The organism is Bradyrhizobium sp. Ash2021, from assembly GCF_031202265.1.
Taxonomy (GTDB): domain Bacteria; phylum Pseudomonadota; class Alphaproteobacteria; order Rhizobiales; family Xanthobacteraceae; genus Bradyrhizobium.
On the sequence record NZ_CP100604.1, the window covers coordinates 2,290,316 to 2,312,238 of the forward strand.

The 21,923-nt window shown below is 60.9% G+C and carries 23 protein-coding genes and 1 pseudogene; 20 read left to right on the forward strand and 4 right to left on the reverse strand.

Annotated elements, in window-relative coordinates:
* Nucleotides 1–3: 3 nt before the first annotated feature.
* The 6 genes from ccoO to NL528_RS11140 are packed head-to-tail and all read left to right on the forward strand — an operon-like array spanning nucleotide 4 to nucleotide 3,072.
* Nucleotides 4–735, forward strand: a complete 732-nt coding sequence (gene ccoO / locus NL528_RS11115; RefSeq protein WP_309182719.1) for a cytochrome-c oxidase, cbb3-type subunit II — start codon at nucleotides 4–6, stop codon at nucleotides 733–735.
* A gap of 2 nt (nucleotides 736–737) precedes the next feature.
* Nucleotides 738–908 carry a cbb3-type cytochrome c oxidase subunit 3 gene (locus NL528_RS11120; RefSeq protein ID WP_309182720.1) on the forward strand — a complete coding sequence of 57 codons (171 nt, stop codon included), beginning with the start codon at nucleotides 738–740 and terminating at the stop codon, nucleotides 906–908.
* The gene (ccoP, locus tag NL528_RS11125) at nucleotides 899–1,780 is read left to right on the forward strand and encodes a cytochrome-c oxidase, cbb3-type subunit III (protein WP_309182721.1); all 882 of its coding nucleotides are present in this window, start codon (nucleotides 899–901) and stop codon (nucleotides 1,778–1,780) included. The genes NL528_RS11120 and ccoP overlap by 10 nt, the downstream gene beginning before the upstream one ends.
* Nucleotides 1,777–2,022, forward strand: a complete 246-nt coding sequence (locus NL528_RS11130) for a hypothetical protein (RefSeq protein WP_309182722.1) — start codon at nucleotides 1,777–1,779, stop codon at nucleotides 2,020–2,022. Before ccoP ends, NL528_RS11130 begins: the two co-directional genes overlap by 4 nt.
* A 5-nt stretch (nucleotides 2,023–2,027) precedes the next feature.
* Entirely contained in the window at nucleotides 2,028–2,825 is a 798-nt protein-coding gene (locus NL528_RS11135) for a DUF2189 domain-containing protein (protein WP_309182723.1), read from the forward strand.
* A gap of 58 nt (nucleotides 2,826–2,883) precedes the next feature.
* Complete coding sequence (locus NL528_RS11140; RefSeq protein WP_309182724.1) at nucleotides 2,884–3,072, forward strand: hypothetical protein; 189 nt, start codon at nucleotides 2,884–2,886, stop codon at nucleotides 3,070–3,072.
* Nucleotides 3,073–3,257: 185 nt separating this feature from the next.
* On the opposite strand, the pseudogene NL528_RS11145 reads toward NL528_RS11140, so the two are convergent.
* A pseudogene (locus NL528_RS11145) lies at nucleotides 3,258–3,708 on the reverse strand (IS30 family transposase); the annotation flags it as partial.
* Nucleotides 3,709–4,088: 380 nt separating this feature from the next.
* Between NL528_RS11145 and NL528_RS11150 the strand changes: the two are divergent.
* The 10 genes from NL528_RS11150 to NL528_RS11195 all read left to right on the forward strand — a co-directional run bounded on the left by NL528_RS11150 (nucleotide 4,089) and on the right by NL528_RS11195 (nucleotide 14,605).
* Nucleotides 4,089–6,347, forward strand: coding sequence for a heavy metal translocating P-type ATPase (locus NL528_RS11150; protein ID WP_309182725.1), 2,259 nt, complete (start codon nucleotides 4,089–4,091; stop codon nucleotides 6,345–6,347).
* A gap of 16 nt (nucleotides 6,348–6,363) precedes the next feature.
* The gene (gene ccoS / locus NL528_RS11155) at nucleotides 6,364–6,558 is read left to right on the forward strand and encodes a cbb3-type cytochrome oxidase assembly protein CcoS (RefSeq protein ID WP_309182726.1); all 195 of its coding nucleotides are present in this window, start codon (nucleotides 6,364–6,366) and stop codon (nucleotides 6,556–6,558) included.
* Nucleotides 6,559–6,983: 425 nt separating this feature from the next.
* A complete protein-coding gene (locus tag NL528_RS11160; protein ID WP_309182727.1) occupies nucleotides 6,984–7,457 on the forward strand; it encodes a cytochrome b/b6 domain-containing protein in 474 nt (157 codons plus the stop codon).
* Nucleotides 7,458–8,733: 1,276 nt separating this feature from the next.
* Nucleotides 8,734–9,516, forward strand: a complete 783-nt coding sequence (locus tag NL528_RS11165; protein ID WP_309182728.1) for a heme ABC transporter permease — start codon at nucleotides 8,734–8,736, stop codon at nucleotides 9,514–9,516.
* Nucleotides 9,517–9,523: 7 nt separating this feature from the next.
* Nucleotides 9,524–9,679, forward strand: coding sequence for a heme exporter protein CcmD (gene ccmD, locus NL528_RS11170; protein WP_309182729.1), 156 nt, complete (start codon nucleotides 9,524–9,526; stop codon nucleotides 9,677–9,679).
* Nucleotides 9,676–10,299, forward strand: coding sequence for a DsbE family thiol:disulfide interchange protein (locus tag NL528_RS11175; protein ID WP_309182730.1), 624 nt, complete (start codon nucleotides 9,676–9,678; stop codon nucleotides 10,297–10,299). The genes ccmD and NL528_RS11175 overlap by 4 nt, the downstream gene beginning before the upstream one ends.
* A 215-nt stretch (nucleotides 10,300–10,514) precedes the next feature.
* Nucleotides 10,515–11,633, forward strand: a complete 1,119-nt coding sequence (gene ccmI / locus NL528_RS11180) for a c-type cytochrome biogenesis protein CcmI (protein ID WP_309182731.1) — start codon at nucleotides 10,515–10,517, stop codon at nucleotides 11,631–11,633.
* Between the two features lie 3 nt (nucleotides 11,634–11,636).
* Nucleotides 11,637–12,092, forward strand: a complete 456-nt coding sequence (ccmE, locus tag NL528_RS11185) for a cytochrome c maturation protein CcmE (protein WP_309182732.1) — start codon at nucleotides 11,637–11,639, stop codon at nucleotides 12,090–12,092.
* Nucleotides 12,093–12,134: 42 nt separating this feature from the next.
* On the forward strand, nucleotides 12,135–14,132 hold the full coding sequence (locus tag NL528_RS11190; RefSeq protein WP_309182733.1) for a heme lyase CcmF/NrfE family subunit: 1,998 nt from the start codon (nucleotides 12,135–12,137) through the stop codon (nucleotides 14,130–14,132).
* Nucleotides 14,129–14,605: a cytochrome c-type biogenesis protein CcmH gene (locus NL528_RS11195; protein WP_309182734.1), complete on the forward strand. Its 477-nt coding sequence runs from the start codon at nucleotides 14,129–14,131 to the stop codon at nucleotides 14,603–14,605. The genes NL528_RS11190 and NL528_RS11195 overlap by 4 nt, the downstream gene beginning before the upstream one ends.
* A 98-nt stretch (nucleotides 14,606–14,703) precedes the next feature.
* Here the strand turns inward: NL528_RS11195 and ccmB are convergent, their stop codons facing one another.
* From ccmB to hemA, 3 genes are all read right to left on the reverse strand, one after another.
* Nucleotides 14,704–15,366: a heme exporter protein CcmB gene (ccmB, locus tag NL528_RS11200; protein ID WP_309182735.1), complete on the reverse strand. Its 663-nt coding sequence runs from the start codon at nucleotides 15,364–15,366 to the stop codon at nucleotides 14,704–14,706.
* 124 nt (nucleotides 15,367–15,490) lie between these two features.
* On the reverse strand, nucleotides 15,491–16,117 hold the full coding sequence (gene ccmA, locus NL528_RS11205; RefSeq protein WP_309182736.1) for a heme ABC exporter ATP-binding protein CcmA: 627 nt from the start codon (nucleotides 16,115–16,117) through the stop codon (nucleotides 15,491–15,493).
* A 287-nt stretch (nucleotides 16,118–16,404) separates the two neighbouring features.
* On the reverse strand, nucleotides 16,405–17,763 hold the full coding sequence (hemA, locus tag NL528_RS11210) for a 5-aminolevulinate synthase (RefSeq protein ID WP_309182737.1): 1,359 nt from the start codon (nucleotides 17,761–17,763) through the stop codon (nucleotides 16,405–16,407).
* A 693-nt stretch (nucleotides 17,764–18,456) separates the two neighbouring features.
* Between hemA and NL528_RS11215 the strand changes: the two genes are divergently transcribed.
* The 4 genes from NL528_RS11215 to NL528_RS11230 all read left to right on the forward strand — a co-directional run bounded on the left by NL528_RS11215 (nucleotide 18,457) and on the right by NL528_RS11230 (nucleotide 21,797).
* A complete protein-coding gene (locus NL528_RS11215) occupies nucleotides 18,457–18,603 on the forward strand; it encodes a hypothetical protein (RefSeq protein ID WP_309182738.1) in 147 nt (48 codons plus the stop codon).
* Between the two features lie 766 nt (nucleotides 18,604–19,369).
* Nucleotides 19,370–20,008 carry a cytochrome P460 family protein gene (locus tag NL528_RS11220; RefSeq protein WP_309182739.1) on the forward strand — a complete coding sequence of 213 codons (639 nt, stop codon included), beginning with the start codon at nucleotides 19,370–19,372 and terminating at the stop codon, nucleotides 20,006–20,008.
* An 11-nt stretch (nucleotides 20,009–20,019) separates the two neighbouring features.
* On the forward strand, nucleotides 20,020–20,589 hold the full coding sequence (locus NL528_RS11225; RefSeq protein ID WP_309182740.1) for a cytochrome P460 family protein: 570 nt from the start codon (nucleotides 20,020–20,022) through the stop codon (nucleotides 20,587–20,589).
* Between the two features lie 92 nt (nucleotides 20,590–20,681).
* The gene (locus NL528_RS11230) at nucleotides 20,682–21,797 is read left to right on the forward strand and encodes a hypothetical protein (RefSeq protein ID WP_309182741.1); all 1,116 of its coding nucleotides are present in this window, start codon (nucleotides 20,682–20,684) and stop codon (nucleotides 21,795–21,797) included.
* Nucleotides 21,798–21,923: the final 126 nt, after the last annotated feature.

A 21,923-nucleotide genomic window follows, 5' to 3' on the forward strand; every position in this document is an offset into this window, starting at 1 on the left:
CGCATGTTCGGATTGCACTATCGGCTGGAACGTAAAGCCATCGGACTCACACTCGGCATCATCTTCGTAGCCAGCATAGGCGGCCTCGTGGAAATCGCGCCGCTCTTCACCATCCACCAGACGGTGGAAGACGCGCCTGACATGCGCGTCTACACGCCACTCGAACTGGCGGGCCGTAACATCTATATCCGCGAAGGCTGTTACGCCTGCCACTCGCAGATGATCCGCACCCTGCGTGACGAGGTCGAACGCTATGGACCCTACTCGCTCGCCGCTGAATCGAAATACGACCATCCCATGCTGTGGGGCTCCAAGCGCACTGGACCGGACCTCGCGCGCATCGGCGGCAAATATTCCGACGAATGGCACGTCACCCACCTCAACAACCCGCGCGATGTACTTTCCGTCTCCGTCATGCCCGCCTATTCGTGGCTGCTGAACACGACGCTGCGCACTGATGATCTCGGCGCACACCTAAAGGCCCAGCGCACCGTCGGCGTGCCCTACACCGATGAAATGATCGCGAATGCAAGCAAGGACGCCTACGGCCAGGCTGCGCCGGATTCGCCCTACGCCGATGGCGTCACCCGACGCTACGGCAAGGCCACCAACATCCGCGCGTTCGACAGCAAGCCCAGCGAACTCACCGAGATGGACGCGCTGGTCGCCTATCTCCAGGTGCTCGGCCACCTGACCGACGCGGCGCACAAATCCGTCGCGAATACTACGAGGTGATCATGGATCTCGGACACGGTACGCTGGTGTGGTTCTCGAAGTCGTTCGGATTGTTCTATCTGATCGCACTCTCGATCATCACCGTCGCCTACGTCTATTGGCCGTCGAACAAGAAGGTGTTCGATCACTCCGCGAAGTCGGTCCTACGCAATGAGGATAGGCCATGGCGGTAGAAGAGCGCGACAACTACACCGGTTATCTCACCACCGGACACGAGTGGAACGGCATCAAGGAATTGAACACACCCGTTCCGCGCGCGGTGTACTTTTTCCTACTGATCGCTTTTGTCTTTTCGGTCGGCTACTGGGTCTTGATGCCCGCGTGGCCACTCGGCGTCAGCTACACCAAAGGACTGCTCGGCCTCGACCAGCGCAACATCGTGCGGGACTCGCTGAAGCGAGCCGCCCTCGGCCGCAGCGCATGGACCAAGCAGATCGAGGCCAAAAGCTATCAGGAGATTCAAGCCGATCCTGCGCTGATGAATATCGTGCGCCAGACCGGACGCCCTCTGTTTGGCGACAATTGTTCCGTGTGCCATGGGCTCAACGCACAGGGCGGCCACGGCTTCCCGAATCTGACCACCACTTCATGGCTGTGGGGCGGTAATCCGGAAGTCATTGCCGAGACCATCCGCGTCGGCATCAACTCGCCGCATCCCGACAGCCGCACCTCGCAGATGCCGGCTTTCGGCCATGATCAGATCCTCCAACCTGCCGATGTCGACAAGGTGGTGGCCTTCGTGCGCTCCCTCTCCGATCCATCCACCACGAAGACCACAAAGCCCGGCGACGTGAACGCCGGCAAGGAGATCTTCGCTGCCAATTGCACCGCATGTCATGGCGAGGACGCCAAGGGCAACAGCGACGTGGGCGCACCGAACCTGACCGATAAGTTCTGGATCTATGGCGGCGATGCGCAGACGATCACGAACACACTGTGGCGTGGCCGGCAGGGCCACATGCCATCATGGGAAGGCCGCCTGGCTCCGCTCGATCGCAAGATCCTCGCGCTCTACCTTTTCGATCACAGGATGCCCACCCCATGAGCGGCGCGGCGGCATCGCATGGCGGATGGCAGACCAAGTCCATCGTCTGGCTGTCGGTCGCCCTCGGGCTGATCGTGCTGGCCGCCGCCAACGCGCATCTGCTTTATGTGGCCGTCTCCTCTCAGCCGAATTGCGTCGCTCATCGCCGGCATGGCGAAGGCAACGGCGCGACCAGCTTCAGCGCGGCGACCTCGTCGTGTTCATCGAAACCGTCCATGACAACCAAAGCACTGTTGGAGTAATCGGCATGACCATCATCCCGACCGTCGTGCCTCCGCTTCTCACGAAAAACCGCTGGCATCGCTTGCTTGCTCCTACCGATGCCTTCACATGGCTTGCGAAAGGCTGGCAGGACCTGACCGTACAGCCGATGACGAGCCTCTCCTACGGACTGCTGATCTTACTCGCGTCTGTCGCCCTCGTCGGTGGTTTGTTTCGCCTCGGCTGGGACTACATCCTGTTTCCCGCATTTGCGGGTTTTATGGTGGTAGGCCCGATCCTCGCAATCGGCCTGTATGAAAAAAGCCGCCGCCTCGCCGCCGGCCTGCCTGTCAGTCTCGCGAGCATGATCTTCGTCAGGCCGCGATGCGGCGGACAGATCCTGTTCGCGGGCGTCCTGTTGTGTCTTTTGATGATTACATGGATGCGCGCGGCGGTGCTCATCTATGCGTTGTTCTGTGGCCTGGTGCCTTTTCCCAGTCTCGAGCATATCGCACCGATGCTGTTCACCACGCCGGTTGGCTGGGCGATGCTCATTGTCGGTAGTGCCGTCGGCGGACTGTTCGCGGCCTTCTCGTTTGCCATCAGCGCGTTTTCAATTCCAATGATGCTCGACAGGCGCGTTGACGCCCTCACCGCCATGGGCTCGAGTATGGCGCTGGTCTGGAACAACCTGCCCGTGATGCTGACCTGGGGCGCCATTGTGCTTGCACTGTTCCTGCTCTCCCTCGCCACCGGAATGCTGGGCCTGATCATCGTGTTTCCCCTGCTCGGGCACGGCACCTGGCACGCCTATCGCACGGTGGCGGTCGAAGCCGCAATATAACGCCACGCCGCCGGCGGAATGCCGGCGACGTGCGGAAACGGAGTGCCGATGAGCTGTTGTGCGCCCGGCGCTGAACTCGCTCTCGCGATGGCCGATCCCCACGAATGAGGAAGCGCTGCTCGCAAGCCGCATCATCGGCGACGGCGTCCGCCAGACGGACCTCTCGGTGCCGGGCATTCACGATAGCGGCCTTATCCAGAAAGTCGAAGCGGCGCTCGGCCCGCTTCCCGCCGATCGAACGACGTGAATTGCACGAATGGGCAAGACACTGATGTCCGAGGAAGTCTACGATATTGTCAGTGTCGGCGCGGGCGCCGCCGGCTGCGTCGTTGCAAGCTATCTCGCCGAACACATCGATGCGTCGATCGCGCTGATCGAAGGGGCGACATGGATCGCGATCCCGTGCAGTGCGGTCGACGCTTATCTGCGTCCTCACCCTGCCTCAGGCCGCGTGACCCTTCTCACCGTGCCGGCTAAACCGGTCGACGCAACACAGGCATTGAATCTCTCTGCCGGCGTTTCAAATTGCAAGGTCTCACGGGGTCGTTCGTTTAGCTGACGAGCCGCTTTTTTCAGATGGGCTTGTGAATGCACCGACAAGTCGGCCCTTTGGAAAGTACTGTCTCAGCAGGCCATTGGTATTCTCGGTCGACCCGCGCTGCCACGGGCTTTGCGGGTCGCAAAAATAGACATCGATGTTGGTCGCCATCGTAAAGCGCCGATGATCCGTCAGTTCCTTGCCCTGGTCCCAGGTCAGGGATTTATACAGCTCTTTTGGTAGCTTCTTCGTCTGCTTGATGAGCGCGTTGACTACCGTACGGGTGTCCTTGCCTGCCACCTTGGCCAACATCACGTAGCGCGTTTGACGCTCGACCAAGGTCGACGATCGAGGGCAACCCATGTAATTCTCCTACGTTTGGCGCCGCTTGCGGGCATGGCCTATTGTTTCAAGTGGGATCCCCGGACGTGGATCCAATCCGAGACTCCCCGCTGTCGTGGCGACGAAGAGGTTCGGCTCGCGGTACGCGTTGTCACCAACGTCTCCAGCTGCGTACCGCAGCCGACGTCCCAGTGTACCTACTGGGCGCGCTCGCGGGGAATACACCAGGGGCATGCTATTCATAACGCGGGGTTATCACGGCGCGAACGAATCCTGCTGTACAACGAGCCGCAAGAGCGCGAGACTTTGCGGTGGCAGTCGAAGCGGCAATATAACGACACGCCGCCGGCGGATTGCCGGCAGCGCGCGGAAACGGAGGACCGATGAGTTGTTGTGCGCCCGGCGCTGAGCTGGCTCTTGCCATGCCTGATCCTCACACCGTGAATGAGGAAGTGCTGCTCGCAAGCCGCACGGTTGGCGAGGGCGTCCGCCAGACTGACCTCTCCGTTCCCGGCATTCACTGCGGCGGCTGCATTCATAAGGTTGAGGCGGCGCTTGGCCCGCTTCCCGGTGTGGAGAACGCGCGCGTCAATCTCTCGACCAAGCGCGTCGCGATCCGCTGGCAGGCGCACAAACCGCCCGCACCGTTCATCGAGACGCTCAACAAGATCGGCTACGACGCACATCTTCACGATGCAGGCGCGGAGGAGGCCGACGAGACGCCGAAAGAGCTGATCCGCGCGCTGGCGGTCGCAGGTTTCGCCGCCAGCAACATCATGCTGCTGTCGGTGTCGGTATGGTCCGGCGCGGAAGTCTCGACGCGGAACATGTTTCACTGGATGTCTGCGCTGATCGCCTTCCCCGCGCTTATCTATTCGGGCCGCGTATTCTTTGTTTCCGCTTGGCGCGCTCTGCGCCATGGCCGTACCAACATGGACGTTCCCATTTCCGTCGGCGTGCTGCTTGCGTTTGGCATGAGCCTTTGCGAGACGTTCAATCACGGATCACAGGCCTATTTCGACGCGGCAATCTCACTGCTTTTCTTCCTGCTGATCGGCCGCACGCTCGATCACATGATGCGCGAGCGCGCACGAACCGCCGTCCGAGGGCTGGCCCGCCTGTCCTCGCGCGGCGCGCTTGTCGTGCAGGACGACGGTACCCATGCCTATCTGCCGGTGAACGAGATCCAGCCGGATATGCACATCCTGCTGGCGGCCGGCGAGCGCGTGCCTGTCGATGCCCGGATCGAAACGGGACAATCGGAGATCGACTGCGCGTTGGTGTCTGGCGAGAGCCTGCCGCAACCGGTCTCACCGGGCACGATGCTATCCGCGGGAACGTTGAACCTGACCGCCCCCCTCACCATCGTCGCGACGGCTGCCGCGAACGATTCATTCCTCGCCGAAATGGTTCGGATGATGGAAGCAGCCCAAGCCGGGCGCTCGGTCCACCGGCGCGTCGCGGACCGCGCCTCGCGGCTCTACGCGCCGGTCGTGCATCTCACGGCGCTGCTGACGTTCATCGGCTGGATGATTGTAGACGGCGACCTGCATCGCGCAGCCACCATTGCCATCGCGGTGCTGATCATCACCTGCCCCTGCGCGCTCGGCCTTGCCGTGCCCATGGTGCAGGTCGTCGCCGCGCGGCGTCTGTTCGACAGCGGAGTGATGGTCAAGGACGGCGGCGCGCTGGAGCGCATCGCGGAAGTCGACACCGTGATTTTCGACAAGACCGGAACGTTAACCCTGGATCGCTTGCAGCTCATCAACCGCAAAGCCATCGATCCGGCGGCGCTTGCGATCGCTGCATCCATTGCGGCCCATTCACGCCATCCCTACTCGCGAGCGCTGGCCGCCGCGGGACGCGACAACGCCATCACGCCGGTGGGGCTGAACGATGTTTCAGAGCAGCCGGGTTCTGGAATGCAAGCCACCATCGGCACGACGATCTACAGGCTCGGCCGGGCCGACTGGGCACTGACGGTTGCAGCCGAACAATCAAGCACTGCCGGCGTTGTACTCTCCGGGAACGGGCGACTGTGCGCGGCCTTCCAATTCGACAGCGATCTTCGCCCGGATGTCCGCGAGTCCGTGCTCGCCATTTCCAATCAAGGATGCCGCGTCGAGATCATGTCCGGCGATCGCGACGAATCGGTGCGCCGTCTCGCGTCGGATCTCGGACTTCCCTATCGCGCCGGCGTCTCGCCTGCTGACAAAACGAAACACATCGTCGACCTGAGGGCAGCGGGACAGCGCGCGCTGATGGTCGGTGACGGCCTCAACGATACGCCCGCCCTCGTCGCCGCCCATGCCTCCATGGCTCCGGCCACCGCCGCCGATGTCGGACGCAATGCCGCCGACCTCGTCTTCCTGCACGATAGTCTTCTTGCCGTGCCGCAGGCCATTGCGGTTGCGCGCAATGCGCGGCAGCTCGTGCGCCAGAATCTCATCTTCGCCACCGGCTACAATGCCGTTGCAATGCCCATCGCGATCCTCGGCCATGTGACACCGCTGGTGGCGGCGGTGGCGATGTCGGCCTCGTCACTGCTCGTGATCGCCAATGCCCTGCGGCTGCATGGCTGGCGCTCGCGCAAGGAGCTGCTCGCGGCCGCCCCCCTGGCGATATCTCCAGCCAGGCGCTAGCGATGGAGAAAGCCCGATGACGGATTACCTCTTCCTGATTCCCGTTGCGCTCGCGCTCGGTGCCATAGCGCTTGGCACGTTCATGTGGTCGCTGCGAAGCGGCCAATATGACGATCTTGCGGGCGCCGCCGAACGAATCCTGCTCGAAAACCGCGATGGGCCCGACGACACAGGCCGGGCGCACGGGGAGACGCCGAGTCACCGCAACTAGTTGTTCAGCCCGATGTGAGGTGGATTGGATCGTATCTGAATCGCTCGGGGTTGTCCGTCCGATCTTTGCAGATCGGTCTCATATGTGTCAACGGCTTGCAAATTTGGAAGCCAATTGACTTTTTGGCGGATGCCCCCCGATCTCCGCGGCCGCGGCAATGATCATCTCCTTGCAGTCCGGGTTGAAGAGTGCCGGACGCTCGGACACCGATTGAGGACCCCTGGGCGATGGGTTCGTCATAAGGTGAAGTAGAGCGGCGGGGAGGGGGAACCGGCTAGCTTACCAAGCGCTCAAATCTCTGGCGACGCGCCGCCACCGTTCAGCAACCGCTGCAGCGGGCTTAAGATCGGAGTTAGATTATCGGTTTGCGCAGCACTTCCTCTCGCTACGGCGCCGGCGCCCAAGCCTTCCATTGGCTGACCGTCGTGCTGGTTCTCGCCGCCTATGTGCTGAGCAAGGGCGACCGCAATTCGCTCTATTCCGCAGCCGCGGACGGGCTCCGCAGGATTCACGAGACGCTCGGGGTGCTCGTCTTCATTGTCGTCGTGCTGCGGCTGCTATGGTGGCTGATCGACAGCACGCCCGCGAAGCTGCCGATGCCGCGATGGATGGCTGCGGCCGCGAAGCTCGTCCAGTTCGCGCTTTATGCGCTCCTCATCGCGATTCCAGCAACGGCGGTGGTCGGTACCTGGCTCGAGGGGATTCCCGTCACCCTTCTCGGATTCGACATCGCCCCCCAAATCGCGAAGGCGCATGGACTGGGGCAGCTGATCATGGAAATACACACCGCCCTCGGTAACGCCATCCTCTGGGTTGCCGGCGTGCATGCAGCCGCGGCTCTCTTCCACCACTTCTGTCTGCGCGACGAAGTCTTTCAGTCGATGGCTCCGGGCGCATGAATGATTAGTCCGAGCTACCGCGGAGGGGCGTTTTCCCTCTGAATCCGGCGAGGTGGCCCCGGCAGAATCACTCGGCCTCGTGTCGTACTGCCCTTCAAGGAACGAATGGTCGTCGACCAATCGTCGAACTTGCCGTTCGGTTGCTGTTGTTCTCTGGCCAATTTGAGCCGCTGAAGTTCAACGGCTCTGGCCATCTAATCAGGTACCGCCATTGCACCAGTCCAGTTCTGTCGTGAAATGGCTGAACCTAGGGGGTTTGATTCAAATTATGCCGATAGAACGGGTAAAAAGTGACGGAGAATGCCAGAATCGGAAAGCGCGTAGTGGACGATTTTTTCGGTGCGGTACTGAGTTGCGCGCCGTTTGTTAGCTTGGGATGCGCTGAGCCGCGGTCACTTTGAGTGACCGGGGCGGGCCATGGTGTCGATCAAGCAGCTTTTCGCGTGCGCGACCGTCGCGCAAGCTGTGCTGCGATCCGCACGAGATTGCTGGCGAGCACGGCGGCGCCTACCCACAGTTCGAAACGGTCGCGTCCTTCGGCGAGGCAGTGCTTCGTGCCGCGGCCTCGAAACAGCGATGCGTGCCTCGACGCTGGCGTGAAAGCGTTGACCATCCTTGAAGACCGCACTCTTCTCATATGCCTCCCGTCGTTCGTGCGCTCGCCGCCACGTTACGGAATGCACACCACTTTAACGTCAGCGTGCTTGCACGAGGCGAGGTTCTGCTCACTGAAGTAGCCACGATCAGAGCCGTACAGTTGCGGGGCCCGACCAAAAGACTGCCTGTGACGCTGGAGGGAAAATGCCAGTTGGACCTCGTCGGGTGGATTGCCCTTCAGCACCTCGTATTGCGTGATCAGCCCGCTGCGCCTTCGGCGAGCAAGACCTTGTCGCCAAACTCGACCGGCGTGCGCACCTTGCCTCGTTTGATCAGGTCGGTATGGGGCTCGAGGATGGAATAGATGGGAATCGTCCGAATGAATCAGACCACTAGCGACGCCGTCTCAGCCAACGACCTTCCGGCAGATTGCAGGCGAGCTGTCGTCGAGAGCGCCGGCCGCGATGATTTTCTTATCATCTGCCTCACCACGCGATGGAGATCTCGACTCTCCGGGCGCCTACTGGGCATCGAAATGATAACTGACGGTAATTTGCGAAATCGTCTCCGGCGTGATGCAATGCTCATCCGCCAGCAGACGGCCTAATGGCACGGTCCTTCGTCGCGAGCCGCAGCCGGAAGCGAACGAATTCCCGGCCTGCAGGTTGGCTTCGAGGAGATGGGAAATTTGAATCTGAGCTTCACCGCCTATAGCAATCCTGGTAATTTCCTGCGTATCACCGCAAAGCTGCTGCCTTGGCTTTGGGGTTCGACAGCCTTCGCCTTCGCACTTGGCCTATTTGGAACATTCGCCGCGCCACCCGACTACCAGCAAGGCGAGACGGTGCGGATCATGTACATTCACGTCCCCGCCGCCTGGGCAGCGATGCTTGCCTATACGTTCATGGCGGTGTCCGCGCTCGGATCCTTAGTTTGGCGTCATCCACTTGCCGACGCAATGCAAAAGGCGGCTGCGCCGCTTGGCGCAGCTTTCACCTTCATTTGCCTCGTCACAGGCTCCCTCTGGGGCAAACCGATGTGGGGCACATATTGGGTCTGGGACGCCCGGCTCACCTCCGTGTTGGTTCTGTTTCTCATCTATCTCGGCCTGATCGCGCTCTGGCAGACTATCGAGGACCCGAGTAGGGCGGCACGAGCAGTTTCGATCATGACCTTGGTGGGGTTCATCAACATCCCGATCGTGAAGTTCTCAGTTGATTGGTGGAACACTCTCCACCAGCCGGCGTCGGTATTTCGGATGGAGGGCTCGGCGATTACTGGCTCCATGTTATGGCCGCTAGTCGTTATGGCGCTCGCATACACGCTTTTGTTCGTGACTCTCCACGTAATGGCGGTCCGTAACGAGATCATGCGGCGCCGAGTCCGGCGGCTTGCGATTACGCTGGCGGCTGCGGTCGAACCTGCGATGGCTCGCATGCTGCCTGCCGAAGTGGCGTCCTGAGCAGATCATGGTACAGCATGGCGGATTCATCACGGTGGCTTTTCTGGTGACGGGAACCATTCTAGCCGGGATGGTCGCGGCAGTCCTCATCGACTATCGCGTTCAGCTCCGTACCTTGCGTCGCCTGCTACTTGATCACTCGGATCCGCGCGGCCGCGTATGAGCAACATCCCAGCCTCGATTCATCTCCCAGCGAACGCCACGGCCCCTCGACGCGCACTGGCCCGCCTGTGGGTGATTATCCCGCTTCTGGTGTTCTTCGGAATTGCGGCATTACTCCTGGTGCGGCTCGGCGCCGGAGACCCGTCGCTCGTGCCCTCCGCTTTGATCGGCAAGCCAGCACCGCAGTTTGCGCTGGGACCGCTCGATGGGCTTTCCACGCTCGGTCCACTTGGCTTGTCGAGCGCCGATCTGCGGAGGGGGCACGTGACAATCGTGAACGTGTTCGCGTCATGGTGTGTCGAGTGCCGGAAAGAACAAGGGGCGCTGATGGCGCTGGCGAGCGATCGGACGCTGCAGCGACAGGGGGTAAAGCTTACCGGCATCGACTACAAGGACGATCCCAGAAACGCGCTAGCTTATCTCGCCGCCAACGGGAATCCCTTCGCACAGGTCGGCACTGACCGGTCCGGCCGAACGGGGATCGATTTCGGCGTCTATGGCGTCCCCGAGACCTATGTGGTCAAGGGCGATGGCACAATCGCCTACAAGCTGGTTGGTGGCATCTCGGACGCAAGCCGACCTGCTTTGATGGCCGCAATTGCCGAGGCAGAGCGTCCATGACGGCTACCTTCCAAGCTCCCCATTCCTGCGCGACAGATGCAAAACAGTTTTTTCTTGCCTCAGCGGCGTGGTTTTCCAACCACTTACATTATTCAGAAGTGACCGATCGGACCATGGAAGCGGCACGCCCGGAAGCAGTCCGATTTTCAAGAGCGGCGGATGCCCGAAAACGTGGTGCGTTACGTAATGGCGAAAACGAACGGAGGCCTTGAAACGTGCTCTGGACCGTCTTTGCAATGATGACATCCGCGGTCGTGCTAGTGCTGGCCCGGTCGCTCTCTAAGCGGGGCGCGGGCTTTGACGCTCACGATTCCGACGTGGCCTTCTACCGCGGACTTCTAGCCGAGGCGGATGATGACGTCCGCTGCGGACTCGTAGCGCCCGAGGATGCCGTGGCGACGCGTGCCGAGATCGGGCGCCGACTGCTCGCGTCACTCGACTCCGCGTCGGAGAGCCGGCCGCGGGTGTTGCGACGCTGGCAGCCGAGACGCGCTGCTGCGGTCTTGGCGATCGTCGTAGCGCTACCGCTCGTCGCGCTCGCGTCGTATCTCAAAGTCGGCGCTCCCAGCCAGCCCGACATGCCGACCGCATCGAGGCGCACGGGTGGGAACTTCACCCTCGCTACCGCGATTTCCGAAGTCGAAACGCGCCTCGCAGCCGACCCCAATGATGGCCGTGGATTCCGGGTTGTCGCGCCAATTTACCTGCGCATGGGAAGGTTTCAGGATGCGGCGCGTGCGTATACGGCGGCGCTGCGGCTGCTCGGCGAGAATGCGCTGGAGCGCGCGGCTCTTGGGCAGGCCCTGACGATGGCCGCCGACGGCGTCGTAACTGCAGAAGCACGCGCTGCCATTGACCAAGCACTCGCGGACGATCCCAAACAGCCCGTAGCGCGATTCTTCCATGCGGTCGCAATAGAGCAAAACGGCGACAAAGATCAGGCGAGACGACTCTGGGAGGCGCTGGAGGCCGATACGCCGGCCGACGCCCCGTGGATGGATGCCATCCGCCAACATCTGGATGGGCTTTCTGGGGCGACGCAATCAAACGCAGAACCCCGCCACGCCGGCCAAACCCGGGCTGACATCGCAGCGCTTCCTCCGGAGCAGCGGAGCGACGCGATCCGCGGGATGGTGGGAGGGCTCGCCGAGAAGCTCTCGAAGAACGGCCATGACCTTCAGGGATGGCTGCAACTGATTAGGTCTTACGTCGTATTGGATGAACGTCAGAAGGCCGAGGCGGCGGTCGCAACCGCACGTGCCCAGTTAGCAGGCGATGCGCAAGCGCCGGCACGCATCGATGAACTTGTCAGGCAGCTTGGTTTGAAGGGGTAGATATTGACCAGAAAAAAGAGCAGGCGCCTCGCTATCATCAGCGCAGCAGGCTTCACTTTGGCCATCGCGGCAGGGCTCGTCCTGTTTGCATTGCGCGACAATATCGTCTTCTTCTACGGGCCGACCGAGATGGCCGAAGAGGCGCCGCCGCGAGGAACTCGTCTGCGCATCGGCGGCCTGGTGAAACGTGGCTCACTTACCTATGGTGGATCGTCGACTGTCGCCTTCGCGGTGACCGACCTGAAGCACGACATCAAGGTCAACTACACTGGATTGCTGCCGGATCTCTTCCGTGAAGGACAGGGCGTGGTGGCCGAGGGCACGGTGGAGGGTCCAGGCCTCTTTCATGCCGATACTGTGCTCGCCAAACACGACGAGCGATACATGCCGAAGGACGTAGCCGACAAACTCAAGCAACAAGACACTTGGCGCAACGAAAGATCCGCGCGAGCGCAATAGCGCGGCCTTCCGCGAAACGTCGCAACCGATGGAATCGGAAGAATGATCGTCGAAACCGGACATTACGCGCTCGCTCTGGCTCTCGCCGTCGCGCTGCTTCAGTCAGTTCTGCCGCTCTGGGGGACCCGCAGTGGTGATTCTGGACTCGCTTCCATTGCGGTCCCGGCCGCAATCACCCAGTTCCTATTGTTGGGCTATGCCTTCGCGGCACTGACTTACGCCCATGTGGTGTCCGACTTCAGTCTCGTAACCGTCGCCGAGAACTCGCTCACCGCCAAACCACTTGTATACAAAATCGCCGGCGTCTGGGGCAATCACGAAGGATCCATGCTGCTTTGGGTTCTGATCCTCGCGGCCTTCGGAGCGACAGTGGCGATTATCGGGCGCGGTATGGCGAGGGAACTGCGTGCCAATACGCTAGCGGTCCAAGGCTGGATATCCCTTGCCTTCCTCTGCTTCATCCTGTTCACGTCCGATCCCTTCGCGCGACGGTTTCCGGCGCCCTTCGAAGGTCAGGACCTCAATCCGCTACTTCAAGACCCGGGCCTTGCGATACACCCGCCGCTCCTTTACCTCGGTTATGTCGGTTCCTCGATCGTGTTCTCGTTCGCGGTGGCGGCGCTGATCAGCGGCCGACTAGACGCCGCTTGGGCGCGCTACGTTCGACCTTGGGTACTGATTGCCTGGATCTTTCTGACGCTTGGTATCGCCATGGGCTCGTATTGGGCCTATTACACCCTAGGCTGGGGCGGGTTCTGGTTCTGGGATCCGGTCGAGAACGCGTCGCTCATGCCCTGGCTTGCGGGTACCGCGCTCCTGCATTCGGCTGCCGTCATGGAGAAGCGCGAAGCCCTCAAGATCTGGACACTGTTCCTGGCGATACTTACATTTTCACTATCGTTGCTAGGCACCTTCCTGGTGCGCTCAGGCGTGTTGACCTCCGTCCATTCCTTCGCAAGCGACCCAGCGCGCGGCGTCTTCATCCTGGCCATCCTGACCGCGTTCATCGGCGGCTCCCTTGCGCTTTATGCTTGGCGCGCGCCCTCGCTGAGCCAGCGTAGTCTGTTCGCGCCCGTGTCACGTGAGAGCGCGCTCGTAGTCAACAACCTGCTGCTCACCACCTGCTGCGCCACGGTGCTGACCGGCACGCTCTATCCGCTCGTGCTCCAGGCTCTGACCGGGGACACGATCTCGGTCGGCGCACCGTTTTTCAATTTGACGCTCGGTCCGCTAGCAGCGGTGATCGTTTTGCTGATGCCGCTCGGTCAGTCACTCGCCTGGAAGCGTGGCGACCTGCTCGGTGCGGCGCAACGGGTGACGGTCGCGGCCTTTGGGGGCCTCCTGGTCGCTCTTGTGCTCGTTGCCTTCATCCGAGGCGGCCCCGCCCTTGCCGCGGTAGGTCTTGGCCTCGCCGTCTACCTCATCGCCGGTTCGTTCGTTGATGTGGCGTCGCGTATTTGGGCGCGTGGGCAGCCCGCACGAGTGATGCTGGCCCGCGCGGTCGGGCTACCGCGCTCCGCCTGGGGTGCGGCGATCGTTCACGCTGGCCTTGGCGTGACACTTATGGGCTTGGCGGCGACCGGTTGGGGCGTGGAGCGGATCGCGACTGCCAAGCTAGGGCAGGCGATTGATCTCGGCCCCTATCAGGCCACCATAGAGAATCTTCGGTCGCGACCGGGCCCGAACTATTCCGAAGTCCTGGCCCGTACGGTCATCAGCCGGGGAGGGGTGGCCGTGGCCACCGTCGAGCCCGCCAAGCGCAGCTTTCCCGCACGACAGACCACCGTCACCGAGGCAGGCATCGTGACCCTAGGTTTTGGTCAGATCTACATTTCGCTCGGGGACCAGCACCCGGATGGTTCGATCGATGCGCGCATGTTCTGGAAGCCGCTGGTGACAGCCATCTGGATCGGCGCCTTCATCATGGCATTCGGAGGGATCGTGTCGTTGTCCGATAGACGCATCCGAATCGGCTTCGCGCGCCACGCGGCTCGCGTCCGCCCTGCCGCCAACACCACAGCGCCGCAGCCCGCCGAATGACCTCGCTTCGTCGCATCCTTCTGTTTTCGATCGTACTCGCAGGCCTCGCGCCCAGCTTGGCAAGGGCGGTGCAGCCGGATGAGGTCCTGCCCGACACGAAACTTGAGGCACGCGCGCGGGCTATTTCCGCCGGGCTGCGCTGCCTCGTCTGCCAAAACGAGTCGATCGACGATTCGAAAGCAGAACTCGCGCGAGATCTCCGGCTGCTGGTGCGCGAACGCCTTAATCTCGGCGAGAGCGACGAGCAGGTCAGCGCCTTTCTGGTGAAGCGTTACGGGAACTTTATCCTGCTGAAACCACCACTCGAGTTGGAAACCGCCTTCCTTTGGGGAATGCCGGCTTTGGTGCTCGTAGCGGGCGGGATTGCTCTCCTGTACGGATTGCGCCGCCGGCGGTCCACGCCGGCAGTGCCCTTAAGCCAAGCCGAGCGGGATCGGCTCGCGGCTGTGTTAGACGCCGATACTCTGCTGTAGGCATTTCCCGATGGTCAAGCCGTCTTAGCTTCGGAGACGCGCGGAGTCGTTCCACGCCAGCGCCTCCGGAAGCACACCCTTTCCGCTGCATGCGCTCGTCATTCTCCCGCGCCGCGAAGTGCCGCGGCCGCGGCGATCGGAGCGAGGGCGACGGATCCGAGTCCGAGCGCGCAGAGGACCAGAAAGGGCGTCAGAAAGGGCACCGTGCCACTCTGCGCCGCAGAGACACCGAAGATCAGCACCGGTATGGCCAGTGGCACGACGAGGATCGACAGCAAAAGACCACCGCGCCGCAGCGTGACGGTAAGGGCTGCACCGATTGCTCCCAGAAAGGTGAAAGTCGGCGTACCAACCAACAACGTTGCTGCCACCGCCCAGAGCTCCGAGTCGTCCAAGTTCAACATCAGGCCAAACAAAGGCGAGAGCATCACGAGCGGCAGCCCAGTGACAAACCAGTGGGCCACGCACTTCACCAGAACAATGAGTTCTAGCGGCGCCGGCGATAGCGACAGCTGGTCCAGCGACCCGTCCTCGTGATCCGCCTGGAACAGACGGTCAAGGCCCAATAGACTCGCGAGGAGCGCCGCTATCCACAGAATGGCTGGACCGATGCGCGACAGCAAGCGCATGTCTGGTCCGATCGCGAAAGGCACGATCGTCACGAGACTGAGGAAGAAGACCAGGCCGAGAACTCCGCCTCCACCGATGCGACGCGCCAGCATGAGGTCGCGAAAAAAAACGACAAGGAGAATACGGATCATGGCCCACGTCCGGCGTCGCCATCGCGTCGAGACCGCTCCTGAAAAACCGGAAGAGGAGCGAGACTTCTTCTCTCCCGACCTCGACGGCTACGGGGATGCCGGCCGCGCCCCAACGGGACGCCCCTCACTTCGCTCCGAGCCTGACTTGGATTGTCCCCGGCAGACCGAGTGGTTCGTGGGTCGCGGCGAGCATCAATCCTCCGCTTCCGAGATGGTCGGCGACAATAGCCTTCAGCAAGGCGCGTGCGTGCCGGTCGAGCGCGGTTAGCGGCTCGTCGAGCAGCCAAAGAGGGCGATCGGCAATCAGGAGTCGGGCCAATGCGATACGGCGACGTTGCCCCGCGGAGAGATAGCCGACAGGCAGATCGAGAACGTGGGCCAACTCCATACGGTCCAGCGCCTCTAACGGGGTTAGCCGACCTTGCCCAAAGATTCCCACGCCGATCTCGAGGTTTTCGCGGGCGGTCAACGCCGATTTCAGCCCGTCGAGATGGCCCACGTAGTGGAGGCGCTCTGCCAGCGGCGCTGAATCCGTGGCTTCGGATTCCGCCCATGACATGCAGCCGGATCTTAGTGGCAAGAAACCGGCGATCGCGCGCAAAAGTGTGGATTTGCCCACGCCATTGGGACCGGTCAGTTCGGCGATTTCGCCCGAGCCCAGTCGCAAAGAGACCCCGCCAAACACCACGCGCTCGCCGCGCGCGACGGATAGATCCTCGATCAGGAAATGGCGCCGCTGCGTGATATCCATTTTCATTTCCGGTTACCCGTTGTCTCGTTCGGATCGTTTTCGAACGCCCGGTTGGACGGCTTGTCGAAATGAACGAGTCTGGATCAGCATGATTGAGCGAAAGGCGGGGCCGTTGGGGAGAATCGCCCAAGAGGATGAGGACGTTCAGTTCTTCGGGGCTGCCCACTATTTCAAGCCACCATCATGACAGTGGCCAAATAGGCCCAACACGGAACCGGTCGCCGCCCGAACACCAGGAGACTCAAGAAGACGGCCTTCTGCGAAGGTGGCGCTCTCAAGTACGGTTCTCAGGCAAGGGAGAGGGTGTCCCACGTCTCAGCGAGCGCAGCTGTGAGTTCCGCTATGTGGGCATCCCCGTGATATGGCGACGGCGTGATGCGCAGACGCTCCGTCCCACGGGGAACGGTCGGATAGTTGATCGGCTGGATATAGATGGCGTGGCGCTCTAGAAGGCGATCGGCTGCCGCCTTGCACAATTCCGCATCGCCGACAATTACAGGCACGATGTGGGTTTCGGTCGGGAGGACTGGAAGCCCGGCGGCTAGGAGCGCCCGTTTCGTTGCGGCGGCTTGCCGTTGGTGTGCTTCGCGCTCGGCAGACGAGTGCTTCAGGTAACGAACGGACGCACGGGCTGCGGCAGCAATTGGTGGAGGGAGTGCCGTCGTGAAGATGAATCCGGGCGCGAAGCTGCGCACCGCGTCGCATATCGATCGCGACGCCGAAATATAGCCGCCAATGCAACCGAATCCCTTGGCGAGGGTACCCTCGATCACGGTCACGCGGTGCATCACGCCGTCACGCTCGCTGATCCCGCCCCCGTGAGCGCCGTAGAGGCCGACCGCGTGAACCTCATCGAGGTACGTCATCGCGCCATACCGGTCCGCAAGGTCGCAGATGCCGCTAATCGGGGCCACATCGCCATCCATCGAGTATACGGACTCGAACACGACAAGCTTGGGGCGGTCTCCTGCCTCGCGCAGCAGCGCCTCGAGGTGACCGAGATCGTTGTGGCGGAAAATCCGCTTTTCGCAACCTGACTGACGGACGCCTTCGATGATCGAATTGTGGTTGAATGCATCAGATAAGACCACGCAGTCTGGGATCAGCTTACCGATCGTCGAGATGCTGGCCTGGTTCGATACGTAGCCGGAGGTGAAGACGAGGCTCGCTTCCTTGCCATGCAGATCAGCAAGCTCGCCCTCTAAATCAACCAAGGGCGAACTATTTCCGGCGATGTTGCGCGTTCCACCCGCTCCAGCGCCACAGCGGTGTGCCGTTGCGGTTAGCGCGCTCACGACCTCAGGATGTTGTCCCATGCCGAGATAGTCATTCGAGCACCAAACCGTGATCTCCGTAACCGTTCCGTCAGACCGGCGCCATTTGGCGGCTGGGAAGCGGCCGGAGATACGTTCGATGTCGGCGAACACGCGATAACGCTGCTCCCCGTGTAGGCGCTCAAGAGAGTCGCGGAAATGACGCTCGTACGGTTGGGCCGCACAATTGTTATCGTCCGTAGCGAACGTCCTGTTGAGCGTCGTCAACGCTCTTTGCTCCGGCACTAAATCCGCACACAACTGTCTATTACCGACGCTTCCGTGCATCGGATGGCTTGCTTGACACTTTGCCGATACATCCAGATCGTCCATCGCAATTTCCTCTGACCGTCGCTCGACCATAGCGCATCACGCGGAGCACTTCGCACTTGTCTTGGTTATAATTTGCATGCCCCCTGGTTATGATCGGGCGCCGCGTGAGGCAGCTCACGTATAGCCGAGCGTCTGAGTCCCTTTCGGGAAACCCACGCCCGTTCTAATGCAACTATCGCCGAGGCGGCTTTGCCGTCCTGTCCGTAGCGACGGCTGAGTTGCAGGGCTGCGAACCAGGCATAGAGACCGGTGCCTTGCGTGAGGTCCGAATAGAAAACCTCTTCGACGATGCGGCCGTCGAGCGGCTGAAGTCGTCTCATCAAGCAGCAGCGCCGGTGCGTTCTCCACGATCGCGCGTAATAGCGGGGCGCTGGCGTTGGCCGGCTGACAGGGGCACTCCGCGCTTGCTAACCGCTTTGGTCGCGGCCCGCGCACCTGGTCGAGCGAGGCCCGGCCGGACAAAGCGGATGTTCTCGAGCGTCGCGCGCGGTCGCGGCGAGGCTGGTCGCTTCAAAATTCGTTTCGAGCGTATCGCTTTTGTGTCACGGCCTCGGCTTCGAAGCCTTGCATGATGCGCACAGCGCCCAGATGCAAACGCCGTCGCGATGGCGAGATTATCCTGGACGCTGAAGAAGCGTCACTTCGGCGAGATCGACTACACCGGCGGGGATCGGCAAAGTCGGCGATGGTTCGTTGCACACGGCACTCAGCGATGCCGCCCATATCATGCTGACCAAGCCGCTCAAGGGCTGTTCACAACTGAAGAGCCGGGCGATGCGGACCGCCAGGCGCGTCGGCATGAGCAAGGCCAACGTGGGCTCACCTGCCGACTGGCGGTGATCGTGCATCGCATGCTTGCCGAAGGAGCCTCCTTCAACAAGAAGCGCGCAAGCAGTTTTCGGACAGGTCTCGACGACAGGTCTTTTCGAAGCGAAGTCCCTTCGCCGGAACAATGGATCGCGTTAGGCCGTGCGCTTCGCGGTGACATGACGATCACCCCGATTAGAGAGGCCAGCATTATCCTCTTCCAATCCCATCGGGTGGCGGCCTTGCGCCGACCCCGTACAGAAGCGAGATCCCGGCGAGTGGACAACGCAAAACAGTGATTGACTGATCGAGGCCCGTTACAGAAGTGAAGCATTTCGGGCTGCAATGAAAGCAGCCAGTGAAGCGACGCACGAGGCAGATTCGATCGGAGAGTGGCTTTCGACATTGGTGTCGCCTGTCTGTACCGACAGCGGCCGGAAAATTGGTTTGGCCACTTCCGAAGGACCGGTTGCCCCAATTTGAAACTACAAGAACCAGAGACGTCAACGCCTCACCTGCAGATCGCAAGAGCACCGGCTCATCAGTGAGGCCGGAGAGTGGCATTCACGCCGGCGCATCCCGAGTCATTTCGGCGTTAGGGACCAGAAGCTCCCCGTGCCAAGCATCCATAGTTCGCCGAGGCGTCATTCCCGGCTGGCATTAATTTCATGCCCCTTTATTGCTTTCGTATCTAGGCACCGACGTTAATCTAACCTGTGCGTAGTTGATGAGACCACATGCGCACGAATGCCGTCATTACCTCATTAGGCGGCGTACAGCTGGTCAGAGGAGAGAGATCATGAGACGCACAATACTAGCACTGTCCGCCGTCCTCAGCGCTGGCGCTTTAGCAACCGCAGTCTACGCGCAGCAACCGCAGCTTCCACCACCCGACGATTGGCATGCCACCGGTCGCTATCTTCCTGAATACACGAAAGATGGCGACCTTATTCTGCCAAAGAACTTTCACGAATGGGTTTATGTTGGTTCGCCACTAACGCCCAATTTTCTAAACCCTCCCCAAGCAAACTTCCCTGAATTTCATAACGTATATATCGAGCCTGGTTCCTACGAGATCTACACGAAAACGGGCGCATTTCCCGAAGGAACAATCTTCGTGAAGGAGCTGCAGCTCATGTTGCCCGCCACTGATAAGGATGGTTCGAGAGCCGAGCCATCGGGGCACGGATTCTTCCCCGGTCCCTTCAACGGGGCGGATGTGACTGTCAAGGACTCCAAGAGATATAAGGCCACCAATGGCTGGGGCTACTACAACTTCAACCACCATGAGCCCAAGGCGGCCACTGCCAAAGTCCGCCCGATCGAGGAATGCGCCTACTGCCACATTGCAAGTGCGAAACGAGATGACGTATGGACGCAGTTCTATGCATTGCTCGACCATGTACCGGTGCCGTCAGACCAGCCTATGAAAAAATAAGGAAAACCGCGATGAAATTCCTCAGAAGTGCGGCCGTAGCGTCCGCGTCGTTCATCGTCGTGACCGTCGGGTGCCTTGTCTCACAGCCCGCAGATAGCCAGCCCGCCGCTGCGCAAGAACAACTCGTTGATGCGGCGGGCAACATTCATATCCCGAAGAACTACCGAACCACTTACGAATTCCTTGGGAGCTGGTCTGTTGCAGGTGATAAGGGCGCTAAAGGGATGCACGTCGTCTACGCGTCGCCCGGATCTGTCGCTGCCTATCGCGCCACCGGCAAGTTCCCTGATGGCTCGATTCTAGTGAAGGAAGTCTACGACGCGGCCACTTCGGATATGACGACTGGGACGGTCAGCCATCAAGACATTCTCAAAGGCTGGTTCATGATGGTGAAGGACAGTAAGAACAGCCACCCCGATAATAAGCTATGGGGCAACGGTTGGGCTTGGTCGTGGTTCGACGCAAATAACCCGGTGAAAACAACCTCAACGAACTTTCGGTCAGATTGTCTAGGCTGCCACATCCCTGCCAAGGCGACTGACTGGATCTATGTGCAAGGCTATCCCGGACTGAAGAAGTGACTTGCGGCTAGGGACGCGCCCGACGACTAGGCGCGTCCCTAGTGATCGTTAGCCAACTTCGCTTGAATGCTACCGGACGTGGGTAAAACTGGATGCAGAAAAAAGGTGGCATCATGAAACCTAGCAAAAAGCTCGACAGATGTATTTATGGATCGATGATGATTTTTGTGGTGTCGTTTTCGGCACCACAAGGGAGTCTAGCGGCCAATCCAGCTGCCGACAAAAAAATCACAAAGCAATTCCTTATGTCGGGCCAAGTGGACCTCGTACGAGAGGTGGTGACGCTGCCGCTCCATCGAGGGCGTCTTTCTTCGGGAGAAACCGTTTGGTTCGTGCTTACCGACGTAAGTGATTTTGCTACTTCGAAAAAGATGGGGCTCACATGGGCGCCGAGTCTCGCTAAGGCCAAAGACCTGACGAGCACACGGGTTGGGGAAATGGACGGCTCTGGTAACCTCACGTTCAAATCGGGCCGGATCGATTTCTCGCCGTCCCAAAGCTTAGTGGTCGGAGAGGCGCCCAAAGTCTATCCTCCTAAAACGGCCCGAGCCGGGTCTGTCGGGGATGCGCACTACAGCCCATTGGTTCGGGTGACGAACAGTGAGGACATTGTCTTTAATGCTCCGGTCATCGCGTTCAATGTCGGACCCGAGAAACTCTCGTTCTGCAACGGCCGTCCTGATTACTCTGTCGTGACGGACTCCGTGGCGAGCATCTGTCCTGATAAGGGCACCGTTGACTTGAAACTTCGGTTTGGCTTCGCGAACGGTAAACACCTGCGTTATCTTAGTTTTGACGCCAACTCCGAGGAGTCGGCCACGCTGGAGTCGTCCACCTTTGCGCCGGCGGAAAGCGACATTCTTCAGAGCGGCGCGACCGAGGTGATCTATACGATCGTGAACGGCAAGATGGGTGTGAAAGATCCGAACCGCCAGGGGCTTGACAGCGCCCTCAGCGGGGAGGGGCCCTCGCTCGACATCCTCGCGCACTTCAAGGAGATCAGCGCCGGATACTCTCCGATGTGGGACGTACGACTGGCCGAGTGGACCAAGGAGGCTATCTCGAAGGATCAACGGAAACTGATCACTGATGGCGACGATCTCGAAGCCAAAAGTGCGTCAGGCTTACTGGTGAGCCCTGCGGGGGGGCCGGTGAAGACGACGGGGAATCTGGTGAATTGTCCGGTGGTAGGCTTCACCAACGAATAATCTCCGGGCCACAATACTGCGCTCACCCTGTTCATGCGGGATAGATGGCCTATATGCTGGAAGGGATCGACTGGCGGAATCCACAACTGAGCTGTCGACCGAGAAGCGCGGGCTGAGCCCAAAATC

What these genes read in the sequence shown, in the direction of transcription:
- ccoO (WP_309182719.1), top strand. Translation starts at nt 4, where the DNA reads ATGTTCGGATTGCACTATCGGCTGGAACGTAAAGCCATCGGACTCACA.
- NL528_RS11120 (WP_309182720.1), top strand. Translation starts at nt 738, where the DNA reads ATGGATCTCGGACACGGTACGCTGGTGTGGTTCTCGAAGTCGTTCGGA.
- ccoP (WP_309182721.1), top strand. Translation starts at nt 899, where the DNA reads ATGGCGGTAGAAGAGCGCGACAACTACACCGGTTATCTCACCACCGGA.
- NL528_RS11130 (WP_309182722.1), top strand. Translation starts at nt 1,777, where the DNA reads ATGAGCGGCGCGGCGGCATCGCATGGCGGATGGCAGACCAAGTCCATC.
- NL528_RS11135 (WP_309182723.1), top strand. Translation starts at nt 2,028, where the DNA reads ATGACCATCATCCCGACCGTCGTGCCTCCGCTTCTCACGAAAAACCGC.
- NL528_RS11150 (WP_309182725.1), top strand. Translation starts at nt 4,089, where the DNA reads ATGAGTTGTTGTGCGCCCGGCGCTGAGCTGGCTCTTGCCATGCCTGAT.
- ccoS (WP_309182726.1), top strand. Translation starts at nt 6,364, where the DNA reads ATGACGGATTACCTCTTCCTGATTCCCGTTGCGCTCGCGCTCGGTGCC.
- NL528_RS11165 (WP_309182728.1), top strand. Translation starts at nt 8,734, where the DNA reads ATGGGAAATTTGAATCTGAGCTTCACCGCCTATAGCAATCCTGGTAAT.
- ccmD (WP_309182729.1), top strand. Translation starts at nt 9,524, where the DNA reads ATGGTACAGCATGGCGGATTCATCACGGTGGCTTTTCTGGTGACGGGA.
- NL528_RS11175 (WP_309182730.1), top strand. Translation starts at nt 9,676, where the DNA reads ATGAGCAACATCCCAGCCTCGATTCATCTCCCAGCGAACGCCACGGCC.
- NL528_RS11190 (WP_309182733.1), top strand. Translation starts at nt 12,135, where the DNA reads ATGATCGTCGAAACCGGACATTACGCGCTCGCTCTGGCTCTCGCCGTC.
- NL528_RS11195 (WP_309182734.1), top strand. Translation starts at nt 14,129, where the DNA reads ATGACCTCGCTTCGTCGCATCCTTCTGTTTTCGATCGTACTCGCAGGC.
- ccmB (WP_309182735.1), bottom strand. Translation starts at nt 15,366, where the DNA reads ATGATCCGTATTCTCCTTGTCGTTTTTTTTCGCGACCTCATGCTGGCG.
- ccmA (WP_309182736.1), bottom strand. Translation starts at nt 16,117, where the DNA reads ATGGATATCACGCAGCGGCGCCATTTCCTGATCGAGGATCTATCCGTC.
- hemA (WP_309182737.1), bottom strand. Translation starts at nt 17,763, where the DNA reads ATGGACGATCTGGATGTATCGGCAAAGTGTCAAGCAAGCCATCCGATG.
- NL528_RS11220 (WP_309182739.1), top strand. Translation starts at nt 19,370, where the DNA reads ATGAGACGCACAATACTAGCACTGTCCGCCGTCCTCAGCGCTGGCGCT.
- NL528_RS11225 (WP_309182740.1), top strand. Translation starts at nt 20,020, where the DNA reads ATGAAATTCCTCAGAAGTGCGGCCGTAGCGTCCGCGTCGTTCATCGTC.
- NL528_RS11230 (WP_309182741.1), top strand. Translation starts at nt 20,682, where the DNA reads ATGCAGAAAAAAGGTGGCATCATGAAACCTAGCAAAAAGCTCGACAGA.